The 22,141-nt window shown below is 60.6% G+C and carries 23 protein-coding genes and 1 tRNA gene; 12 read left to right on the top strand and 12 right to left on the bottom strand.

The window, feature by feature from the left end; translation table 11 throughout:
• The 11 genes from rpmI to R6254_RS11195 all read left to right on the top strand — a co-directional run bounded on the left by rpmI (position 1) and on the right by R6254_RS11195 (position 10,230).
• On the top strand, positions 1-204 hold the full coding sequence (gene rpmI, locus R6254_RS11245; protein WP_188708569.1) for a 50S ribosomal protein L35: 204 nt from the start codon (positions 1-3) through the stop codon (positions 202-204).
• Positions 205-229: 25 nt separating this feature from the next.
• On the top strand, positions 230-589 hold the full coding sequence (gene rplT / locus R6254_RS11240; protein WP_318406842.1) for a 50S ribosomal protein L20: 360 nt from the start codon (positions 230-232) through the stop codon (positions 587-589).
• Between the two features lie 147 nt (positions 590-736).
• Complete coding sequence (gene pheS / locus R6254_RS11235; protein WP_318406840.1) at positions 737-1,789, top strand: phenylalanine--tRNA ligase subunit alpha; 1,053 nt, start codon at positions 737-739, stop codon at positions 1,787-1,789.
• Between the two features lie 20 nt (positions 1,790-1,809).
• The gene (pheT, locus tag R6254_RS11230) at positions 1,810-4,236 is read left to right on the top strand and encodes a phenylalanine--tRNA ligase subunit beta (protein WP_318406839.1); all 2,427 of its coding nucleotides are present in this window, start codon (positions 1,810-1,812) and stop codon (positions 4,234-4,236) included.
• 40 nt (positions 4,237-4,276) lie between these two features.
• Positions 4,277-4,603 (top strand): integration host factor subunit alpha, encoded by a 327-nt coding sequence (locus R6254_RS11225; RefSeq protein WP_318407087.1) that lies wholly within the window; start codon positions 4,277-4,279, stop codon positions 4,601-4,603.
• 207 nt (positions 4,604-4,810) lie between these two features.
• The gene (locus R6254_RS11220; protein WP_318406838.1) at positions 4,811-5,290 is read left to right on the top strand and encodes a MerR family transcriptional regulator; all 480 of its coding nucleotides are present in this window, start codon (positions 4,811-4,813) and stop codon (positions 5,288-5,290) included.
• Positions 5,291-5,326: 36 nt separating this feature from the next.
• Positions 5,327-5,403: transfer RNA gene (locus tag R6254_RS11215), tRNA-Pro, on the top strand.
• Positions 5,404-5,503: 100 nt separating this feature from the next.
• Positions 5,504-6,214, top strand: a complete 711-nt coding sequence (locus R6254_RS11210) for a DUF3348 domain-containing protein (RefSeq protein ID WP_318407086.1) — start codon at positions 5,504-5,506, stop codon at positions 6,212-6,214.
• Positions 6,211-8,820, top strand: coding sequence for a DUF802 domain-containing protein (locus R6254_RS11205; RefSeq protein WP_318406836.1), 2,610 nt, complete (start codon positions 6,211-6,213; stop codon positions 8,818-8,820). The genes R6254_RS11210 and R6254_RS11205 overlap by 4 nt, the downstream gene beginning before the upstream one ends.
• Complete coding sequence (locus R6254_RS11200) at positions 8,817-9,470, top strand: OmpA family protein (protein ID WP_318406834.1); 654 nt, start codon at positions 8,817-8,819, stop codon at positions 9,468-9,470. The genes R6254_RS11205 and R6254_RS11200 overlap by 4 nt, the downstream gene beginning before the upstream one ends.
• Positions 9,463-10,230, top strand: a complete 768-nt coding sequence (locus R6254_RS11195; protein WP_318406833.1) for a DUF2894 domain-containing protein — start codon at positions 9,463-9,465, stop codon at positions 10,228-10,230. The genes R6254_RS11200 and R6254_RS11195 overlap by 8 nt, the downstream gene beginning before the upstream one ends.
• A gap of 44 nt (positions 10,231-10,274) precedes the next feature.
• Here the strand turns inward: R6254_RS11195 and R6254_RS11190 are convergent, their stop codons facing one another.
• The 10 genes from R6254_RS11190 to R6254_RS11145 form a co-directional block, all read right to left on the bottom strand.
• On the bottom strand, positions 10,275-11,270 hold the full coding sequence (locus R6254_RS11190; protein ID WP_318406832.1) for a recombination-associated protein RdgC: 996 nt from the start codon (positions 11,268-11,270) through the stop codon (positions 10,275-10,277).
• Positions 11,271-11,402: 132 nt separating this feature from the next.
• Positions 11,403-11,948, bottom strand: a complete 546-nt coding sequence (locus tag R6254_RS11185) for an NUDIX hydrolase (protein ID WP_318406831.1) — start codon at positions 11,946-11,948, stop codon at positions 11,403-11,405.
• 64 nt (positions 11,949-12,012) lie between these two features.
• Positions 12,013-13,065 (bottom strand): TRAP transporter substrate-binding protein, encoded by a 1,053-nt coding sequence (locus R6254_RS11180; RefSeq protein WP_318406829.1) that lies wholly within the window; start codon positions 13,063-13,065, stop codon positions 12,013-12,015.
• Positions 13,066-13,141: 76 nt separating this feature from the next.
• Entirely contained in the window at positions 13,142-14,461 is a 1,320-nt protein-coding gene (locus R6254_RS11175) for a TRAP transporter large permease (protein ID WP_318406827.1), read from the bottom strand.
• Positions 14,458-14,940 (bottom strand): TRAP transporter small permease, encoded by a 483-nt coding sequence (locus R6254_RS11170; RefSeq protein ID WP_318406825.1) that lies wholly within the window; start codon positions 14,938-14,940, stop codon positions 14,458-14,460. The genes R6254_RS11175 and R6254_RS11170 overlap by 4 nt, the downstream gene beginning before the upstream one ends.
• A 198-nt stretch (positions 14,941-15,138) precedes the next feature.
• Complete coding sequence (locus R6254_RS11165) at positions 15,139-15,834, bottom strand: fumarylacetoacetate hydrolase family protein (RefSeq protein ID WP_318406824.1); 696 nt, start codon at positions 15,832-15,834, stop codon at positions 15,139-15,141.
• Positions 15,831-16,898: a gentisate 1,2-dioxygenase gene (gene gtdA, locus R6254_RS11160; protein ID WP_412103151.1), complete on the bottom strand. Its 1,068-nt coding sequence runs from the start codon at positions 16,896-16,898 to the stop codon at positions 15,831-15,833. Before gtdA ends, R6254_RS11165 begins: the two co-directional genes overlap by 4 nt.
• Positions 16,899-16,920: 22 nt before the next feature.
• Positions 16,921-18,285, bottom strand: coding sequence for an FAD-dependent oxidoreductase (locus R6254_RS11155; RefSeq protein WP_318406823.1), 1,365 nt, complete (start codon positions 18,283-18,285; stop codon positions 16,921-16,923).
• Between the two features lie 155 nt (positions 18,286-18,440).
• Positions 18,441-19,451 (bottom strand): Bug family tripartite tricarboxylate transporter substrate binding protein, encoded by a 1,011-nt coding sequence (locus tag R6254_RS11150; protein WP_318406821.1) that lies wholly within the window; start codon positions 19,449-19,451, stop codon positions 18,441-18,443.
• A gap of 24 nt (positions 19,452-19,475) precedes the next feature.
• Complete coding sequence (locus R6254_RS11145; protein ID WP_318406820.1) at positions 19,476-20,669, bottom strand: 3-hydroxybenzoate 6-monooxygenase; 1,194 nt, start codon at positions 20,667-20,669, stop codon at positions 19,476-19,478.
• A 132-nt stretch (positions 20,670-20,801) separates the two neighbouring features.
• Between R6254_RS11145 and R6254_RS11140 the strand changes: the two genes are divergently transcribed.
• The gene (locus tag R6254_RS11140; RefSeq protein WP_318406819.1) at positions 20,802-21,242 is read left to right on the top strand and encodes a MarR family winged helix-turn-helix transcriptional regulator; all 441 of its coding nucleotides are present in this window, start codon (positions 20,802-20,804) and stop codon (positions 21,240-21,242) included.
• 226 nt (positions 21,243-21,468) lie between these two features.
• Here the strand turns inward: R6254_RS11140 and R6254_RS11135 are convergent, their stop codons facing one another.
• Both R6254_RS11135 and R6254_RS11130 read right to left on the bottom strand, forming a co-directional pair.
• The gene (locus R6254_RS11135) at positions 21,469-21,771 is read right to left on the bottom strand and encodes an antibiotic biosynthesis monooxygenase family protein (protein ID WP_318406817.1); all 303 of its coding nucleotides are present in this window, start codon (positions 21,769-21,771) and stop codon (positions 21,469-21,471) included.
• Between the two features lie 40 nt (positions 21,772-21,811).
• On the bottom strand, positions 21,812-22,135 hold the full coding sequence (locus R6254_RS11130) for a 2Fe-2S iron-sulfur cluster-binding protein (RefSeq protein WP_318406816.1): 324 nt from the start codon (positions 22,133-22,135) through the stop codon (positions 21,812-21,814).
• Positions 22,136-22,141 lie beyond the last annotated feature (6 nt).

Here is a 22,141-nt window from a genome sequence, read left to right as displayed (position 1 = left end):
ATGCCCAAAATGAAGACCAAGAGCGGCGCTAAAAAGCGTTTCCGCGTTCGTCCGGGTGGTACCGTCAAGCGCGGCCAAGCCTTCAAACGTCACATTTTGACCAAGAAGACCACCAAAAACAAACGCCACTTGCGCGGTTCAGTTGCTGTTCATGAGACCAATATGGGTCACATGGCACAGATGCTGCCCGGCATGGGTATTTAATTAACGACGAACAAGGAGTAATCACATGCCTCGCGTCAAACGTGGTGTAACGGCTCGCGCCCGCCACAAAAAAGTTTTAGCCCTTGCAAAAGGTTTCCGCGGTCGCCGCGGTAATGTCTTCCGGATCGCCAAAGAAGCGGTGATGAAGGCCGGGCAATATGCCTACCGTGACCGCCGTAACAAGAAACGTGTGTTCCGCCGCTTGTGGATTGCGCGTATCAATGCCGCCAGCCGTTCATTCGGCATGACTTACAGCCAGTTTGCCAACGGCTTGAAAAAAGCCGGTATCGAGATTGACCGCAAGGTTCTGTCCGATATGGCCATTCATGACAGCGCCGCTTTCGGCGCCATCGTGGACCAGGTCCGGGCCAAGCTTGCTGCTTGATTTTGGAAGGGTGATCAGCTATTGATTTGATAGCTGGTTGCGCACAAAAGACGGGGGCTAGAGCTTGAAAAGGCTCTGGCCCTTTTTCTTTGACCGGGTGGCAGACGAGAACTGTGGCCGGGTTGGCAAGAAACTCACAAGAAATTTATGAACGAACTCGATGCTCTGGTGGATTCGGCAAAAACCAGCTTTACGCAGGCGGTGACACCGGCGGACCTGGAAAATGCCAAGGCGCAGTTTTTGGGCAAGTCAGGCCGCATCACCGAGTTGATGAAAGGCCTGGCCGCCTTGCCCGTGGAAGAGAAAAAATCCCGCGGCGCTGCCATCAACCTGGCCAAGCAGGCCATCGAGGCCGCACTCACGGCGCGCCGCCAGGCGCTGGCCGATGCCGAGCTCGAGATGCAGCTGAAAGCCGAAGCGCTAGACGTCACGCTGCCGGGCCGCCAGCAAACGCAGGGCGGATTACACCCGGTGTCCAGGACGCTGGAGCGTATCGAGGCGATTTTCGGCTCCATGGGTTTTGATGTGGCCGAAGGCCCGGAGATCGAAACCGACTGGTTCAACTTCACGGCGCTGAACACGCCCGAAGACCACCCCGCGCGTTCCATGCACGACACCTTTTATGTCGAAGGCGGCACCGAAGCCGCGCCGAATTTGCTGCGCACCCACACCAGCCCGATGCAAATCCGCTACGCGGTGCAGCATGTCAAAAAACACCGCGCGCTGATAGATGCCGGCGGCGTGATGCCGGAGATTCGTGTGATCGCGCCCGGCCGCACTTACCGTGTGGACAGTGATGCCACGCATTCGCCCATGTTCCACCAGTGCGAAGGTTTGTGGATTGGCGAGAACGTCAGCTTCAAAGACCTGAAGGTGGTGTTTACCGATTTCTGCCGCACCTTTTTCGAAAGCGACGACCTGGTGTTGCGCTTCCGTCCGAGTTTTTTCCCCTTCACCGAGCCCAGCGCCGAGATCGACATCCAGTTCCAGGCCGGCCCGCTGGCCGGCCGTTGGCTGGAAGTCGCAGGCTCCGGCCAGGTGCACCCGAACGTGGTGCGCAACATGGGGCTGGACCCTGAAAAATACATCGGCTTTGCTTTCGGCATGGGGCCGGACCGTTTGACCATGCTGCGTTATGGCGTCAACGATTTGCGGCTGTTTTTCGACGGCGACCTGCGTTTTCTGTCGCAGTTCCAGTAACCCATCAGGCTTGATCAAAAATGCAATTTCCCGAATCCTGGTTGCGCGAATTCTGCAACCCGTCGTTGACCACCGAACAACTGGCTGAAACTCTCACCATGGCCGGGCTGGAGGTCGAAGAACTCAAGCCGGTGGCGCCACCTTTCACCAAAATCGTGGTGGGTGAAATCAAGGAAGCGGTGCAACACCCGGATGCCGACCGCCTGCGTGTCTGCCAGGTGGACGTGGGGCAGGGCGCCTTGCTCAACATCGTTTGCGGCGCACCCAACGCACGTGTCGGTATCAAGGTGCCCTGCGCGCTGGTCGGTGCAGAGTTGCCACCCGGCGAAGGCGGCAAACCCTTCCTGATCAAGGTCGGCAAGCTGCGTGGTGTGGAAAGCCAGGGCATGTTGTGTTCGGCGCGTGAGCTCAAATTGTCGGAAGACCATGGCGGTCTGCTGGAGCTGGCCGCCGACGCCCCGCTGGGCCAGGACATCCGCGAGCACCTGCAGCTTGACGACACCCTGTTCACCCTCAAGCTGACACCCAACCTGGCGCATTGCCTGAGTGTGTACGGCATTGCCCGCGAAGTCTCAGCCTTGACCGGTGCGCCTTTGAAAGCGCCATCCTTCCCGCCCGTCAACGTGAGCAGTGCAGACCAATTGGCCGTCAAGATCAGCGCGCCTGATTTGTGCGGACGTTTTTCCGGGCGTATTGTGCGCAACGTCAACACCCAGGCTGCTACCCCTGCATGGATGGTGGACCGCCTGGCACGTTGCGGCCAGCGCAGCGTGACCGCGCTGGTGGATATTTCCAACTACGTGATGTTCGAGCTGGGTCGGCCCTCGCATATTTTTGACCTCGACAAGATTCAAGGCGGGCTGGACGTTCGCTGGGGCAAGCCCGGCGAAACGCTGAAGCTGCTCAACGGCAACACCGTGACGGTCGACGAAAAGGTGGGCGTGATTGCCGACAACACCCAGGTCGAGTCACTGGCCGGCATCATGGGCGGCGACGCCACGGCTGTGTCGGATGACACCCAACATGTGTATGTCGAGGCCGCTTTCTGGTGGCCCAAGGCGATTGCCGGTCGTTCACGCCGCTACAACTTTTCCACCGACGCCGGCCACCGTTTTGAGCGCGGTGTGGACCCGGGACAAACCGTCGAACACATCGAGCGCATCACGCAGCTGATCCTGTCCATCTGCGGCACCCCGGACATTGTTTGCGGGCCCATCGACGATGTACAGGCCAACCTGCCCAAGGCCGCACCGGTGACCTTGCGGGTGGCGCGCGCTGCCAAGGTCATTGGCATGCCGTTGACCCAGACGCAGTGCGGCGATGCCCTTCGACGCCTGGGTTTGCCCGTGCTGGAAGCCGAAGGGACCTTGACGGTGACGCCGCCCAGCTACCGCTTTGACCTGCAGATCGAGGAAGACCTGATTGAGGAAGTGGTGCGTATGGTGGGTTACAAAAACCTGCCCAACACGCCGCCGCTGGCACCCATCACCGCCAGGATACGGACCGAGTCCCGCCGCAGCCCGTTTGCCGTGCGTCGTGCGCTGGCCGCGCTGGGCTACCAGGAAACCATCAATTTCAGTTTTGTTGAAGAGCGCTGGGAGCACGAGCTGGCCGGCAATCCGAATCCGATCAAGCTGCTCAATCCGATCGCCAGCCAGATGAGCGTGATGCGTTCGTCCCTGCTGGGCTCCTTGCTGCAGGTGCTGAAGTTCAACCTGGATCGCAAGGCCAGCCGGGTCAACGTGTTTGAACTGGGCCGGGTATTTTTGCGTGATGCCAAGAGCCAGAACACTGACACCACGGTGGCGGGTTTTGACCAGCCGATGCGGGCGGCGGGCCTGGCTTATGGGCCGCGTGAGGCTTTGCAATGGAGCCAGTCCGACAAGGGGGTGGACTTCTTCGATGTCAAAGGCGATGTACAAGCCTTGCTGGCGCCGCTGCAAGCGGTGTTCACGCCAGGCGATCATCCGGCCATGCATCCCGGCCGTTGCGCCCGTGTGACGGTGGACGGAGTGGACATCGGTTTTGTTGGGGAATTGCATCCCCGCTGGCGCCAGGCTTACGAGTTGGCGCAAGCACCCATTCTTTTTGAACTGGCGCTGGATGCTTTGCTGCAGCGTCCGCTTCCCGGCTTTCAGCCGGTCAGCAAGCGCCAGCTTGTGGAGCGTGATATCGCAGTCATTGTCGCGGAGCAGGTCAGCCATGCGGCGGTCATCGCCGCGATCCATGGCGCCGACACTGGCGGCTTGCTGAAGTCGGCCACCTTGTTCGACATCTACCGGCCGCAGCAGGCCAATGCCGTCATGCAGCTGGGCGAAAAAAGCCTGGCGGTGCGCTTGGTGCTTGGCAGCGACGACGCTACACTGACCGACGAACAGATCGAGGCGGCCATCAAGGCGGTGCTTGAACAACTCGGGGGCCGTGTGCAGGCGCGTTTACGTGCCTGAGCTTTCACAAACAACAACAGTCATCAGCGAGGAGCGTGCCGTGGAATTTGCCGTTGAAAGTCTTGAGAGTCCCGCACTGACCAAAGCCCACCTCGCGGACTTGCTGTTTGAGCAGATTGGTTTGAACAAACGCGAATCGAAAGATATGATCGATGCGTTTTTTGATCTGATCTCCGACAGCTTGGTGGACGGCAACGACGTGAAAATTTCCGGTTTCGGCAACTTTCAGATTCGCACCAAGGCGCCGCGTCCGGGGCGTAACCCGCGCACTGGAGAGTCGATTCCTATCCAGGCGCGCCGCGTGGTGACCTTCCACGCCAGCCACAAGCTCAAAGAGCAAATTCAGGGCCTACCCGGTCCGGCCTGAGCGGCTTGTGCTGCTGGCGAACAGGGCCGGCACCGGCCGAAGATCAATCAGGGTTTGTGCCTCTTCCGCAGACTGGCCGGCTGTTACGATGGCTTGAGCCGGGCTGTGAACTAAACAACACATCCTGACATATCTTTTTGTAACTGTTTGCTCTTGGTTTCGACTTAGAGTAGATTTGTAGCTTTACCGCTTAGCGCATTGATTTAATTGGAGAAACCTCTCCCCCCCATTCCCGCGAAACGTTACTTCACCATTGGTGAGGTCAGTGATTTGTGCGGCGTCAAACCTCACGTGCTCCGTTATTGGGAGCAAGAGTTCACGCAGTTGCGCCCGATGAAAAGGCGTGGCAACCGCCGTTACTACCAGCACCACGAAGTGTTGATGATTCGCAGAATCCGGGATTTACTCTACGACCAGGGCTTCACCATCAGTGGCGCGCGCAACAAGCTGCAAGAAATCGTGCAGACCGAACGTGACAAGCGCCGCAATGGCGAAGTCATGCTCGACGGTGTGGATGTGATGGAGGCTGGGGACTCAAGCCTGGACGACTTTGCTGACTCTGCGGATTTTGAAGACAGCGCGCCCGACCTCGCGCACTTGACTGACAACGATGCGGCGCAGCAGAGGCTGCAGCTGATACGCCGCGAATTGTTTGAAATTCGCGATCTCTTGAGTTCCACTTACTGAATGGCTCAAGAGCACGTTATAATCTAAGGCTTGAGACGGTGTGTGGCGCAGCCTGGTAGCGCACTTGCATGGGGTGCAAGGGGTCGAAGGTTCGAATCCTTTCACACCGACCAAAATTTTTAATTGAAATCAATGGCTTAGACGCTTTGGCATCTAGGCCATTGTTCTTTTTCGGCCTTGTTTTTACGAGGGGCCACTGATTGAGAGGTCAGGATTTTCAGCAGTTCAAGACTCGTTCGCTTGCTCAGTGATTGGGCCTCCGTAGAGGTTGAGGCGTCGAGGCAGGATTTTTCGGAACGACTGGGCGAATGGCTGGGCGTTTTTGATGCCATCACGCTCCATGCGGCACACCAGTCCATCGATGCGGTTGACGAGAAAAAACCATTGACTGCGTTGTTGGCCAAACCCCTCGCCCTGGAAGAGGAATTTCATCGGGTGCGAACGACGCTGGTGAAGTCCATCACGGCAAGTGATGCAGCTCCTGCCAGCGGAAAACAAGGCAAAAACCTCGTCCCGCCCCCAGAAGCCGCCGCGGAGACGGATGAGGGTTATGCGCCGTATCACAAGCGTTATATCGATCAGCAACGCCAGATGGCATTGCGGATTGATGCCTTGCGTGCCTATGTCCGGCAAGCCCTCACGAAGGTCTCCCCCCAACTCGGGCAACTGGCAAGCTTCGATACCGTGATGGACCAGATGCTCGGTGGTCGGGAGCAAAAACTGCTGTCAAGCGTGCCCGTGTTGCTTGAACGGCGTTTCAAACACTTGCGTCAAACCCAGCCACTCGGGCTGGACCCTGCGCAGCAACAGGACGTCTTCGGCCAGGAGATGCAGGAGGTCTTGCTGGCGGAACTGGAGGTCCGGCTGCAGCCGGTCGTGGGATTGATTGAAGCATTCAGCAAAGAGGTTAAGAAGCAGCCATGAACAGGAATTTTTTTGCAGCCGTTTTCGCCATCGGCCTGATCACGGTGACTTGGGTGGGCTGGGGCTTTGTCGGTTCGAGCTGGATGGCCCTGCTCATGACGGTGGTGATTGCCGGGGTGTATTTGCTGGGCGCGTTCGAACTCAAGCAGTTTCGTGCTGCCACCGCCTCGCTGGCGGCGGCGCTGGCCGACATTGCGCAACCGCGGCCTGACATAAGCGCCTGGCTGGGCGGTGTCCACCCGTCACTGCAAAACGCGGTGCGTTTGCGGATCGAGGGTGAACGGGTCGCCTTGCCGGGCCCCGCGCTGACTCCCTATCTGGTGGGCCTGCTGGTGATGCTGGGCATGCTGGGCACCTTCCTGGGCATGGTCGTGACCTTCAAGGGCGCCGTGTTTGCGCTTGAGGGCTCGACGGATCTTCACGCCATCCGCTCGGCGCTGGCCGCGCCCATCAAAGGCCTGGGGCTGGCCTTTGGCACCTCGGTGGCCGGCGTGGCCGCGTCGGCCATGCTGGGCCTGCTGTCGGCCATCAGCCGCCGCGAGCGGGTGGACGTGGCGCGGCAGCTGGACGCCCGGATTGCGACCGTCTTTCGGCCCTTGTCGCTCACCCATCAGCGCCAGGAAACCTTCAAGGCGCTGCAATTGCAGGCGAATGCCTTGCCCGAGGTGGTCGACAAGTTGCAGGCCATGATGGAGAGCATGGAACGCCGTAGCCAGCAGTTGAACGAGCAGTTGCTGGGTAGTCAGGCGCAGTTTCACCGGGACGTGAGCGTCGCCTACACCGGTCTGGCCGACAGCGTCGGGCAGACCCTGAAAGACAGTCTGACGGCCAGCGCAAAAGTGGTGGGCGAAAGCCTCAAGCCCGTGGTCGAGGCGGCGATGACGGAAGTTGCGCAGGAATCGAAGCGTCTGCACGAGCGCGTGAGCGAGGCGGCACAGACGCAGTTGAACGGCCTCAGCAGCGCCTTCAGCGCCACCGCCCGCACGGTGTCCGAAACCTGGACGACGGCGCTGCAGACCCATGCCCGCACCAGCGAACACCAGGTCCAGGGCCTGGACCGGGCACTGGCCAGCTTCACGGACGGCTTTGAGCAGCGCGCCAGTGCCTTGCTGGCCACGGTCAAGGAGTCCGCGTCCCGCTCGCAAGCTGACCAGGCCGCAGCGGATAGTCAGCGGCTGGCGAGCTGGACGCAGGCGCTGGAAGCGATGGCAACCGCGCTGCAGAGCGAATGGCAGAGCGTCGGGGCCCAGACCCTGGCGCACCAACAAACAGTGTGCGAGACGCTGGAAAAAACCGCTGGCGAGATCAACGAACGCGCCAGCCGTCATGCGAGCCAGACCCTGGGCGACATGACGCGGCTGCTGGCGCAGTCCGAGGAAACGACGCGCGCCCGCATCGACGCCGAAGCCCGCTGGGTGCAGCAGCACGGCGATCGCATGGACCAGTTGGCCAGCTTGCTGCGCACGGAACTGGGCGCGCTCAGGGACGACGAGGCCACGCGGGGCAATACCGCCGTGGCGCGGCTGGGAGAACTGCAGACGGCGCTGGCTGCTCATCTGATCACTGTCAACGAGGCCGTGGCCAGCTCGCAGGCTGAGCAGGTATCGACCGATCAGCAGCGACTGGCCGCTTGGGCGCAGCAACTGGAGCACATGGCCACAACGCTGCACAGCGAATGGCAGCGCGCCGGGCTGCAGATGCTGGACCAGCAGCAGGCCGTCTGCCTGGCGCTGGAGAAAACCGCTGGCGACATCACCGAACGCACCAGCCACCAGGCCAGCCGGACGCTGGACGACATGACACGTTTGCTGGACCGCTCCGAGGAGCTGGTTAGGTCGCGCATAGAGACCGAGGCCCACTGGACGCAACAGCAGGGCGAGCGCATGGATCAACTGGCCAGTGTCTGGCGCACGGAAATGGGCGCACTGCGGGACCAGGAGGCGGTGCGCGGTAACGCCGCCGTCGAGCGGCTGGGCGAGTTGCAGGCGGCACTGGCCAGTCATCTGGCCACGCTGGGCTCCGCCCTGGAAGCACCCATGGCGCGCCTCATGCAAACGACCTCCGAGGTGCCCCAGGCCGCGGCCGAAGTGATTGCGCAGTTGCGCCAGGAAATGAGCCGGATCACAGCGCGGGACAACCTCGCGCTCGAAGAGCGCAGCGCCGTGATGGACAAGATCAATGCACTGCTGCAGACCATCAACCAGTCCTCGGGCGAACAGCGTGCTGCGATTGAGTCGCTGGCCGCTTCCGCGGCGGCGGTGATGGACCAGGCCAGCCAGCAGTTTGCCGACACGCTGGGCGCGCAGGCGGGCAAGTCCGCGGAAGTGGCGGCGCAAGTGGTCGGCAGCGCGGTCGAGCTGGCCAGCCTGGGCGAATCCTTCAACCATGGCGTGCAGCTTTTCAACACCAGTAACGAAAAGCTGATTGACAGCCTGCAGCGCATGGAAGGCAGCATGAGCCAGTCCATGGCGCGAAGTGATGAACAACTGGCCTACTACGTGGCGCAGGCGCGTGAGGTGATAGACCTCAGCATCAGCTCGCAGCAAGGCATTGTCGAAGACCTTCGCCAGCTCCACAGCAAGAAAGCCGCGGGAGTCGCGGGATGAGGGTGCTGGACGACAGCGGCGACGGCGTAGAGCAGACCGCGCCGGTCTGGGCCGTTTTCGGCGACCTGATGTCGGGCTTGCTGGGCGCCTTTGTGCTGATCCTGGTCGGGGTGCTGGTGGTCCAGATGGACTTGATGAGCAATCTGGAGTCCGAGGTGCAAAAGCGCCGGGTCGAAGAGCAGCGCCGCATGGCGCTGGAAAAAGCCCTGGCCGTTCCGCTGGCCACGGGCCGGGTCACACTGAACAACGGACGTATTGGCATCAGCGGCAGCGTGTTGTTTTCCCTGAACTCGGACCAGTTGCGTCCCGACGGCCGTTTGCTGCTGAAGAGCCTGGTGCCCCCCTTGCAGGTCTACCTGGGTGAGCGCGATGAAATGTTGATGGTCAGCGGTTTTACCGACGACAAACCCATCCAGGAAGGTAACCAGCGTTTTGCCGACAACCTGGAGCTGTCGGCCCAGCGCGCCCTGACGGTGACCCGTGCCTTGATCGCGGAAGGCATGCCCTCGTCGCTGGCCTTTGCCGCGGCCTTTGGCGCAGAGCAACCGGTGGCCTCCAACATCGATGACAAGGGGCGCGCGCTGAACCGGCGCGTGGAAATGGCACCAGTGCCCAAGTCCACCAATGTGAAATCCGCCACCCATGAGTGAGTCGGGTCTTTCCGACATGCCGCATGCGCAGCCGGAAGGGGAAACGTCGCTGCTGTCGTGGCAGGCGTCTTTGCGCAAGGAAGGTGCCCAGCACTTCGATCCCGCGCGCTTTCATTACCTGGAGCTGTTGTCGCAGCGCATGGATGCAGCGCCAGGCGAGGTGCGACGCATCCTGGAAAGCAAGTTCAAAGTTGCGCTGGCGGACTATGGCGAACGTTTCAGACAGGCGCAAAAGTCGGCCAGCGACGAGTTGGCGAGCCTGTCCGTCAGACATCCGGACCTGGCCCGTGAACTGCAGCGGCTTTTCGCGGCAGGCGACTACGCGGGCATGCGCCGGCTGGGCGCGAAATCGGCGCTCAAGAAACCCTGCGTGCCGCTGGGCCAGCTGAACCAGTACCTCCAGAAGGTGAAGCAGGAAGGTATTGATCACCACCTCGAGAGCGGTCTTGGGAGCAGTCTGCTCAGCAACCTGGCGGCCAGTTCTGAAATGGCAAGCGTGCGTCGCTTCCGGGAGTCCTGGTCCAGGATGGCGGCCGAAGATCAGGTGAAACAGTCCGTTGGGCGCGGGCCTGCCAACGCCGGCCCCATGAATTCGCACATGCTGGTGCTTCGTTCCCTGGCCTTGATGCGCAAGTTGTCACCCGACTACCTGCAGCGTTTTATGTCGCACGTGGAAACCTTGCTGTGGCTGGATCAGGCGAACCAGAAATTCGCCCTGACGAAGACGAAGCCGGTGCGTCGAAGCCGGCCCAAAAAATAAAGGCCGGCGAGCATTTGCTCACCGGCCTTTATTTGTTGCTGTGTTTAAACGGCGGCGAGATCGGCTGCCGCTTTGGTGGCGGCGGCGGCGGCCTCGGTTGGAGGCGCTGACGCATCGCCGGACAGTTCTCCGCCCAGGGCTTCCAAGAGGTCGGGGATCAAGGCCGACAGTTCGCCTGTCACGATGGCCGCATCGGTGTCGAAGCCGTCGTCATCCTTGCCTTTGTCCAGAACGCCGTCGAGTACCACATCCAGCAGCTTGAGCTTTTTCACCTGTCCGGCATCCGTGAGCATGAAGGACACGCGGTCATTCCAGGTCATGGCCAGTTGTGTGGGCACTTTGCCCGATGCGATGTGTTGCGCCACTTCATCAATTTCCAGCGTGTGGCGCGAATAACGGACGGTTGATTTCTGATCGTCTGGCATCTTGAGTTCGCAGTCACGATCGACCGTGAAGCCGACCGGTGCCTCGCGGCTCGACAACCAATGTGCCATGGCCGTGGCCGCCGCCATCGTTGTTTGAACCGGTTTGACCTGGATGCCGGGCCTGGAGCCCGGAACCTCGCTGAGCGCCTCGATCAGGTGGCTCACGACTTTGTCGGCACCCGTGAGGCTGCCGGAATCCACCACCAAAAATTTGTGGATGGGGTCTATCCACAAGGTTGTGGCCGACCGTTTGGTGAAGGCGCGCGGCAAGAGATCAAGAATGGCTTCTTCCTTGAACTCCTTCTTGATCTTGGCACCTACACGTTCACGCCCGGTTTCCTGTTTGTATTTTTCAATACGTTCCTCGACAGCGGCCTTGACGGCCGAGGCGGGCAGTGGCCGGCGTTCGCTACAGAGCTTCACGATCACCTGGCCGCCTACGCTTTCGACGAGGACCGTGCTTTTATTGCCGCGCGGGGCGACCCAGCCGCTGGACTCGGCCTGGGTGGCGTCGCAAGGCATGAAGCAGGCCGCCTGGAGGACTTCCTCCAGCGCTTCCAGAGGGGGGAGAACGAAGTCGTCGGCAATGCGGAAGAAAGACGCGGTTTTGAACATGAAATTCCGGAGTGTTGGATGGGGAAAACGCAAGAGGCAGGCGGCTGCCCCTGTCGATAGGCCGGGGATAGTAAATTTTAGGTGACGCCAGGCGCGTGAACTGCACTTGCTTACATTGAGGCCATGCCTGGCTTAGCTGATATCCAGCACGTGAACGCCATAACTGCCTTTGCGTCTGTCGTCAAAGTAACGCTCTAGCGTGGTTTTCACGGTTTTGAAGGCAATTTCTTCCCAGGGGATTTCAGACTCGGTGAACAACCTGGCTTCAATGGTTTCGTGACCGGGATTGAACTGGTCACTGAGCAGCCGGGCCCGGTAAAACAGATGTACCTGACCGACACGTTCGACGTTGAGGATGCTGAACAGGTCCTCCATTTCAAACTGCGCACCGGCCTCTTCGTCGGTTTCCCGAGCCGCGCCTTGCGAGGTGGTTTCGTTCAACTCCATGAAACCGGCAGGCAAAGTCCATTTGCCCCAGCGTGGCTCAATGTTGCGCTTGCACAGCAACACGCGGTCACCGAGGTGAGGCACGGTGCCGACCACGTTGAGCGGGTTTTCGTAGTGGATGGTGCCGCAGGACGGACAGACTGCGCGCTCCTTGATGTCGCCATCGTCAGGCACCCGGTAGACCACGGCGGTGCCGCAGTTTTTGCAATGTTTAATGGGGCTGCGGTACATGGCTCAAGTGTAAATTGAAAGTAAAAAGGCTCCTTGCGGAGCCCTTTGATGCATACCGCCTGAATCAGGCTTTGGTGGTTTTGGTGTGTTTCTCGATCAGGCCGCGTGCGGTCTCCAGCAATTTCTTGCCGTCGAAGCCGCGCTTGTTCATGTCTTCCACCCATTCGACTTCCACGGTTCGCGACTTGCGACGGAACTCCTGGGCTTCGGCTGCGCTGACGGTGTAAATCGTGTTGCCACGGTCGCTGGCTGTTTTTCGGCCCGGAACGTCGTTGCCCTGCTGCACCTTGCCCAGCCAGGCCGAGGTGGCCATGCCGGAGTTGTTGTCGATGATTTTCTTCAGGTCCGGTGCCAGTGAGTTGTATTTGGCTTTGTTCATGGCCATCACGAAGGTCGTGGTGTACAGGCTGCCACCGGCGGGATCAAACTCGGCATGGAACTTGGTGAGTTCGTTGACCTTGACCGAAGGCACCACTTCCCACGGAATCACGCAGCCATTGATCGTGCCTTTGCTCAAGGCGTCCGGAATGCTTGGCAGGGGCATGCCCACCGGGATGGCGCCGAGTATGCCCATCAGCTTGGTGACCTGGCGGGTGGGCGCACGCATTTTGAGGCCGCGCATGTCGGCAATCGATTTGACCGGTTTGTCAACGGTGTGAATCACGCCGGGGCCATGCACATGCAGTGCAAGAACCTGGGTGTCCTTGAACTCGTCGGCAGCCATGGTTTGCACATATTCCCAATAGGCTTTGGACGTGGCTTCCGCATTGGACATCATGAAAGGCAGCTCAAACACCTCGATGCGCGGGAAACGTCCGGCGGTATTGCCTGGCAAGGTCCACACCACGTCGACCACGCCGTCTTTGGCCTGATCGTAAAGTTGCACCGGTGTGCCGCCCAGCTGCATGGCGGGATAACCTTCGAACTTGATGCGGCCGCCCGATTCTTTTTCGATTTTTTCCATCCACGGCTTGTGCATGCCCAGCCAGACGTTGGACGAGGGTGACATGAAGGTGTGAAACTTCAGGGTCACGGCCTGCTGGGCCAAGCCGGAAAGGGCGGGTGAGCCCAGTGCGGCCACGGCGCCGGTTTTAAGAAGTGTACGTCGCTGAATCATGTGTGTCTCCGATATAAGTTATGTGAAATTAAAGCAGGCAGACTGGTTTGTGAACCCGTGATTGCCCTGAGAGCAGCTAGCTGATGTATTTGACAAGCCAGAGCGAGATGCCGGGAAAGAACAGCAGCAGCGTGGTGCGCAGGGTGTCGCTGATCAGGAAGGGCAACACACCGCGGTAACTTTCGGCGATCGGTACGTCTTTGGCCATGCCGTTGACGACATACACGTTAAGCCCGACCGGCGGTGCCAGTAGGCCAAAACCGACAGTCATCAGCACCATGATGCCAAACCAGATGGCCACGGACTCCTTGGGCATGCCGAAATCTAACCCCATCACCATGGGGAAGAAAATCGGGATAGTCAAGAGCAGCATGGACAGCTCGTCCATCACCGCTCCCAGCACCACATAAAACAGCAAAATCGCCGTCACCACCATCAAGGGGGACAATCCCCAGCCGCCGACCACGGCCGCAAGCTGGTTGGGCACCTGGGTCAGGGCCAGGGCCGAATTCATCAGGTCGGCGCCGATGAAGATCAGGAAAATCATGGCCGAGCTTTCTGCCGTGGCATAAAAGCACTGGATGAATTTGGCCCAGGTCAGCTCCCGCTTGAGCAGGGCCGCGACAAAGGTGGCGGCCGCTCCCACGGCCGCACCTTCGGTCGGCGTGAAATAACCGGCATAAATGCCGCCGAACACCAGCAGAAAAATGATGGCGATAGGCATGACGGCGAGTGCAGAACGCAGCGTGACCCGCGCGCTGTCGAGTTGAACCTCGGGCGCGTGGCCCGGAACAACTCGCACATAAATCGCAATCGCCGCGATGTAACCGAACATGGCGATCAGGCCGGGCACCATGGCGGCTGCAAACAGCTTGGCAATGTTTTGCTCGGTCAAGATGGCATATATGACGAGGGGCACCGAGGGTGGAATCAAGATGCCCAGCGTTCCGCCGGCCGCCAGCGTCGCCGTGGACAGTCGCCCGGAATAGCCGTGGCGTTTCATCTCTGGCAGCGCCACGCTGGTGATGGTCGCCGCGGTCGCCACGGAGGAGCCGCAAATCGCGCCAAAAGCGGCGCTGGCCAAGACCGCCGCCATGGCCAAACCACCTTTGAAGTGGCGCATCACACTGGCGGCAAACTGGAACAGCGCCTTGCTGATGCCGCCTTGTGTCGCAAAATGTCCCATCAGGATAAAGAGCGGAATGACGGACAGGTCGTAACTGGCAAAACGGGCGAAGGCCTGGGTGTTGAGGAAGCTGGCAAAAGGCGACCAGCCGGTTTGCATCACGTAACCTATGCCGCCTGCCACAAACATGGCCACCGCGATGGGTGCCCGCAAGGCCATCAAGACCAGCATGATGCCAAAGATGACGAGTGCCAGAGTGATGGCGTTCATGCCTGTGCTCCCGCGTTGCCGCTAAATCCAAACAGGCCTTGGTGCAGGCCAATGAAAGCGGTCAGGACAAAGGGCGGCACCATGATCACGTAGGTCACCCATTCAGGGAAGCCAAGGATTTGTGTTTCGGAATGTGTTGAATAGGAGTTGAGGCCACCCAGCGACGTGCGCCAGGCCAGGACTGCGAACAGGACGGCCAGCAACAAGGCGCCAAAGCGGTCCAACTTGGCATTGCTCGCCTCGCTGAGCCGAGTCGTGAAAAAGTCAACAATGATGTTGCCGCGCTGAAGCTGGCAAAAAGGCATGAACAAGGCGATGGCCGCACCTGCGGCGACGCCTGTCAGTTCAAAGTCGCCGACCAGTGTCGCGCCGGTGGTGTTGCGGCCTATCAGGCTGACGCAAGTCATCAGGGTGATCCCTGTGAGCAGCAGTCCGGCCAGGATGGCGCACAGCTTCGCAAGGTTTTGCAGAATTTTCAAACGGGTCTCCAGGGGGCAGTCGGGCTTGCAGGTCGGGGTATGAAAACGGCGACAGGGATGGCCTGCGGCGTTTTCAATTCGGGCTGATTATCCGAGTCCGCGCGTTGTCCGGGCATGCGGGATACCCGAGGTCGCTCGGGTAATTGCGCGATGATTGGAGCGACTGTGCGAAAGACGCGCAATCACTCCGGGGCGGTCTCAGGCCACTTTGACAGTCAGCGTGCCCAGGCCCTTGACTTCACCGACCATGGTGTCGCCGGACACCACGGCCGCCACACCTTCGGGGGTGCCTGTATAAATCAGGTCGCCGGGTTGCAGCTCCCAGGCCGCGGACAGATGCTCAATCGTTTCGGCGATGTTCCAGATCAGCTTGGCTACCGTGCTGCGCTGGCGATCGACTCCGTTGACCTGCAGGTACAACTCGGCGTTGGTGACATCGCCGGCCTGGGCCGCAGGTGTGATTGGGCCGATCGGGGCGGAGTGGTCATAGGCCTTGCCGATACACCAGGGCCGGCCCTGCTTTTTCATCTCACCCTGCAAGTCGCGGCGTGTCATGTCCAGGCCCACGGCGTAGCCGTAGATATGTTTGAACGCATCGGCGGCTTTGATGTTTTTGCCGCCCGTGCCAATTGCCACCACCAGTTCGATTTCGTGGTGCAGATTTTTGGTCAGGCTGGGGTAGGGAATGGTACCGGTTTGGCCGGCATCCACCACCACCACGGCGTCAGCGGGTTTCAGAAAGAAAAACGGCGGCTCGCGGCCGGTGAAACCCATTTCCTTGGCATGTTCTTCGTAGTTGCGGCCCACGCAATAAACGCGGTGTACCGGAAAACGCTCGGTGCTGCCCACAACAGGGACCGACACGACGGCCGGGGGGGTAAAGACAAAACTCATGACAACCTCTCTTCTCTGTGTATGCCCAGGGCCTGATGCACCGGGCGGTCTGAAAAACTGAACAACACACAACCCTGCGCAGAACGCAACTGGGCCGTGTGCCAGGATGGAATGACAAAATGATCGCGCGGGCCGAACGCAAAGACCTGTTCTTGCCCCGCATGATCGATACGCACCGTGCCGTGGCCTTCGACCACACTGAACACGGCGCCGTCGGTTTGGCGCCACGGTTGACCGGCAAAGCCGGCTGGCAGGTGTTGCATGAAGGTGGCCATGGTGGGCATGGGCGAGCCACCGGTGGCCGGGTTCACATAACGCAGCTTCACGCCGTCCCAGGCGTCCACTGGAGCTTGGCGTTCGAGGGTGTACAAGGCTTCACGGGTGCGGGCGTAGGGGTAGCTGAAGATGGGCGAGGTCTGGCCAAAGGGTGCGTCGTAACGCACCGGCAACATGTTGGCGCCGTAACGCTGGTAACTGGTGCCCTCCGCTTTGGTCACAGGCTGTGAACGTTCGGTGTTGTTTTCGGCAAAACCTGCATCGAAAAAACGCAGCATGGGAATATCCAGGCCATCCAGCCAGACCACGGGTTCGCCGCTTTCCACCTTGCCTTGATGGCCGTGGTCGTGCCAGGTCCAGCTAGGTGTGATGATGAAGTCACCTGGTGCCATGTGGGTGCGTTCGCCATCCACCGCGGTGTAAGCGCCATGGCCTTCGACGACAAAACGCAGCGCGCTTTGGGTGTGACGGTGGCTGGGTGCAATTTCGCCGGGCAGGATCAGTTGCAGGCCGGCGTATAACGATTGGGTGATGGCGGACTGCCCCTGCAAAGCCGGATTTTCCAGGATCAACACGCGGCGCACAGCTTCTTCGGCGGTGATCAGTTCGCCGGACTGCATCAGGTAAGGACGTACCTGCGCATATGACCAGAAGGCCGGCACGCAAGGCGTGGTCGGTTGTTGTGGCACCAGTGCATGCAACACCTCCCACAGAGGTGTCATGTGCTGTGCGCGAATGGCCTCGTAAAAGGCTTTGCGTGCCGTGCCAGGGGGCGGTTTCATGTCCATGGGGGTGTCTCCGGTCACAGGTTCAGCGGTCGAAATAAACACCGTCTTGCAGCAAGGCCTGCTGCAGGCGGGTGATGTTGATGTCGGCAAAGGCCGTCCCGGCCTCCAGCAGCGCGGCGGCGGTGCCGGCGGCCTGGCCCATCACAAAACAGCCGCCGCTGGCGCGTGCCGCCGACTGGCCTTCGTGGGCCATGGACGCACAACGTCCCGCAACCAGCAGGTTGCTGACTTCGTTTGTTACCAGCATGCGCCAGGGCAGGTCGTTGTAGGCACGCTTGTCGTCACGTGGAAAGCCCCAGGAAATGGCGCCGTCCACATGCATTTCCATCGGCCAGGCATTGATGCCGATCACATCCTCAAAACGGGCCGAGGACAGGATGTCTTCGCCGGTGAGCGAATAGGCGCCGCAGATGCGCCGCGTTTCGCGTATGCCGACCTGGGGCGCAATGTCCACGATGGCCGAGGACTCAAAGCCGGGGACCTCGTTCTTCAGAAAGCGGAAATACTCGGTGATCTGCCGGCGGCCTTCCAGCTCGCCCTCGCTGAGCTGGCGCGCATCGGTCGCATCCATGGCCTGGCCACTGGCATTGCGAATTTGTGTGACATTGGCACGCCATTCCGTGGGGTTTTTCTGCGGCCTGAGAATCGCCCCTTGGCGCGGAAACTGGTAACGGCCTGGCTGGTTCACCAGGCTTTGGTCCATCAGGTCGTTGATGGCCTTGAAGTCGCCAACCGCGGCCAGTGCACGTTCGGCGTCCACATGGCCGACACGAAACATGGTGCTTGGAAACAAGGCGCTACCCTGGCCGTCGCCCAACTCAAAAGGTACACCCGCAAAATGGGCCACGTCGGCATCACCCGAACAGTCGATGAAGCGCTGCGCACGGATCGCCTGGCGTCCGGATTTGGTTTCCACCACCAGGGCCTCGATGGCGTGACCGTTCATCACCACCGCTGCCGCCCAGGCATGAAACAGGATTTGCACACCACTGGCCAGCAGCAACTGGTCGGCCGCACATTTGTAGGCGGACACGTCATAAGAGCGCACACGAATGCGGCCTTGCATGCCGTCCTGCGGCTGGTTCAGCCCGCCCAGCGCATCAAGTCGCGCTAGCAATTCGTCCACCATGCCATGCACCACCTGCTGCATCTCGCCATTTTTTTTGCCGTACAGCCCGGCAAAATTGGTGACACCACCCGCCGTGCCCATGCCGCCCAGAAAACCATAACGTTCGACCAGCAAGGTACGCGCACCGCGCTTGGCCGCACTCACACTCGCAGCCAGCCCGGCTGGCCCACCGCCTATCACGACAACGTCGAATTCGCCGTAGACGGGTAGCGTGCGTGCAGGTTCGGTGATGGTGTTCAGGCTGGATGAAGCAGGCATGGTAGGTAGGACTAATGCAGGGAGCTACACGCAGTGGGCGAGTTGGGGCGATATCTCATTCAAGCAAGGGCCGCGGGTCCGGCTCCGCCGGCCCGCAGGCGCAGCGGCCCCCTCGGGGGGCAGGGAGCTACACGCAGTGAGCGACCGTGGGGGCATCATTCCACCTTGATGCCACGCATCGCAATGATGCCGCCCATGATGGCGGTCTCGCTGCGCAGGCGGCTGGTCAGGCCTTCGGGCGAGGTGCCCACCGCTTGCCAGCCCTGGTTGAACAGTTTCTGCCGCGTGTCGTTGTCGCGGATGATGCGGGGCACTTCCTGGGCCAGACGTGTTTGTGCGGCCTTGGACAGCTTGGCCGGTCCGATCAGGGCGGTCCAGACTTCCAGGTTGAAGTTGCGCACTTCGGCGTCAGCCAGAGGCGGGATGTCGGTGGCCAGGGCACTGCGTCCACTGGTCAGCCCAATCGCCTTGAGTTTGCCGGCCCTGACTTGGGGCAGCGCGATGCCGGGTGGCACCAGCGCCATCTGGATCTGACCGCCCAGCAGCGCGGTGATGACTTGTGGGTTGCCCTGATAAGGCACGTGTACGGCGGCCAGGTTGCCGGCCTTGGTCTTGAGCAACTCCATGCCCAGGTGGCCGACCGAGCCGTTGCCGACCGAGCCGTAGTTCCACTTGTCACCGCCGTTGCGCGCCGCGAGGAAGAAGTCACTGCCGGAAGGCAGGTTCACCGGAGCGACCAGCACCAGCGGTGCCGTGGCCAGCAGGGAGATGGGGGTGAAGTCTTTTGCCGGGTCGTAAGGCAGCTTGGAATACAGCATCTTGGCCGAGGTCAGATTGCCATTGATCACCACGCCCAGGGTGTGATCGTCCGTGGCTTTGGCCACCAGGTCGGCGGCGATATTGCCCGATGCGCCAGGGCGGTTTTCCACAATCACCGGCTGGCCCAGGACGCGGGACAAAGGTTCGGCCAGCGTGCGTGCGGCCATGTCGGGTGTGGAGCCGCCGGGGAAACCCACCAGGAGCCGGACCGGCCGGGTCGGCCAGCTGGCGGCGGCCGATGACGTTTCTTTGGCGGTCGATTTTTGCGAGTTATTTTGGGCTGTAGCCAGCACGGGTAGTGCGATAGCAGCTATCAAAAGCGTAGCGTGCGTGAAGGCTTTTTTCATACGAATCTCCGGGTGGCAAAAGCCCTATTTGAACAGCTTTGAAGGCTCGATTCCGTCGTACATCCACTGCAACCCGGCAAAACCGGCGCTCTCGGCGCCGCTCTGGAACATCTGGTTGCGCAGCTCGCGTTGCACGCCGGACGCATGGTAAATGTCGCCGTAAAACCGTGCCGTCAACTGGACCCGGCCGGTGCGCAAATAGCGGGCCTGCTGGTACTTTTGAAACGCCAGCGGCACATCGCCGCGCGTGAAGCGCAAGGCTTCGCGCAGCACCACGGCGTCTTCAATCGCCTGGCCCGCGCCCTGGGCCAGGTATTGCAACATCGGGTGGGCCGCGTCGCCGAGCAGGGTCACGCGACCATCGGTCCAGTTTTTCACCGGTTCGCGGTCACACAACACCCACATCTTCCAGGTCTCAATCTTGCCCAGCAGTTCCTTGACCTGCGGGCAAGCCTCGGCAAAACGTTCGGTCAGCTCGGCCGTGTCGCCAAAGGTGTTCCAGCCTTCGTCGTATTTGTTGCTGTGAAACACCGCGACCAGGTTGAACAGTTCGCCGCGGCGCAGCGGGTAATGCACCAGATGGGTTTTTTCGCCGCCCCAGAGCACCACGTCGTCGCTCCACAAATGGGCGGGAACGTCCTCGCGCTTGAGCACGGCGCGGTAGGCAATGTGGCCGGACACGCGCGGCTTGCCGTCGCCCACCACCACCTCGCGCACCTTGCTCCAGATCCCATCCGCACCTATCAGCGCTGAGCCCGGCAAAACTTCGCCATCGGCCAGGCAAACACGCACGCTGTCGGCCGACTGCTCGAAGGACGCCACTTTGGCATGGGTGCGCAGGGTGACATTCGGCTGCGCCAGGCAGGCGTCGAGAAACACCTGGTGCAGGTCCGCGCGGTAAATCACGCCATACGGAAAGCCGTAGGTGGCGCGGGCGTTATCGCCCAGTGGCACACGCACGATTTTTTCACCGGTGCGTACATCGTTCATGCCCAGACCGGCCGGAAAAAAGGACACCTTGCTGACCACATCGGTCAGGCCGAGGTAGGCAAACATGCGGAAAATATTCGGGCCGAGCTGGATGCCCGCGCCGATTTCGCCAAAGCTGGCAGCTTGCTCCAGCACGGTCACGGCGTGGCCGTCGCGCGCCAGCACCAGAGCGGTGGCCAGGCCGCCTATGCCGCCGCCGGCAATCAGGATGGGATGGGGGAGAGTCACGGTGAGTCCGTTGCGTCAAGTAAGAAAATTAGAGCCTAATGATAAGTATGCTTATCAATATTCGACATGGTGAATACCCTGAGCGTCTGTGCGACGCGCCAATTTTTCGCGGACAAGCTCTAAACTTCGCCCATGGTCAAAAGTTTCAATTTCATGGAAGCGCCCGGACACCAGATCCGCCGCGCGCACCAGTTGTCGGTCGCCATTTTCATGGAGGAAACGGCGGCTTATGACGTGACGCCGGTGCAGTTTGCCATCCTCAATGCCTTGATCGATGATCCCGGCGAAGACCAGATCACCTTGTCGGGGCGGGTGGCTTTTGATGCGGCAACCTCAGGCTCGGTGATAGGCCGGCTGGAGGCCAAGGGCTGGGTACGCCGCGAGGCCGACCCGGACGACAGGCGGCGCAAGTTGTTGTGGGTTACACCCGAAGGTCAACAAGTCGCCCTGCAGATGAAACGCGCCGTCAGCAAGGTGCAATCGCGTCTGCTGGGTCCGCTGGACAGCGACGAACGCGCCCAGTTGGGCGTCTTGCTGGGCAAGTTGATTGCGGGTCACGAAGAACTGGCTTGATCGCTTGAGCTGCGCCTGGGTGCGTGCTGCCGCGAGGCTTGAAGCGCTTGAGATCGACCGCAATATGCCAGTTGGTCTTTTGTTGCTATCAAATAAATAGCATGTTGCGCTCGTCCCTGTTGGGCTGCAGGCCTTTTTTCCTTAAGAATTCGGAAAAAATCATGGCCAAGGTGCTGGCCATGTCTCGGCCTCTCGGCCGGTGGCGAGCCCAGGCTCGCCACGATGCTCAGGTGGATTTGGCCAGCAGTGTGAAATGTTCGACCACGGGCGGGCCGGCAAAAAACGGCCCGACAATTGCGCGCCACTCGGCGTAAGCCGGCGATTCGCGAAAACCCACGGTGTGGTCTTCCAGCGTTTCCCAGAAAATTTGCAGGATGTAACGTTCGGGGTTTTCAATGCCCTTGTTGAGCTTGAAACCCTGAAAGCCCTTGGCGTTTGCAATCACGGTGCTCAGCCCGCGCTGGATGGCTTCGTCAAAAGCGGCTTGTTGGCCGGGGGTAATGCGGATGTCGGCGAGTTCGAGAATCATGGTGTTCCTTGGTTGGGCTGGCTTCAGTGCGCAGTATTTCTTAGTATTGTGTGCTGGGTAACTCTACCGTCAAACCATCAAGTGCCGCATTCAGTTGGATCTGGCAGCTCAGGCGGCTGTGGGGCGCATGGGGTGTGGCGGTAAACGCCAGCATGGCCAGCTCTTCGCCATCGGCCGCCGGCAACAGGCTGGCGAAGGGTTCGCGCACAAACACGTGGCAGGTGGCACAGGTCAACAGGCCGCCGCAGTCGGCGGCAATGCCGTCTATGCCGCCGGCCACGGCTGCGTCCATCAGGCTTTTCCCGATTTTGCCTTGGACCGGCGTGGACTGGCCGTCAGAAGTTATGAAATTGATAGTGATCATGGAAAA

The sequence above is a fragment of the Polaromonas potterensis genome (genome assembly GCF_033446725.1).
GTDB lineage: Bacteria > Pseudomonadota > Gammaproteobacteria > Burkholderiales > Burkholderiaceae_C > Polaromonas.
This window is presented reverse-complemented; position numbering and strand designations above follow the sequence as displayed.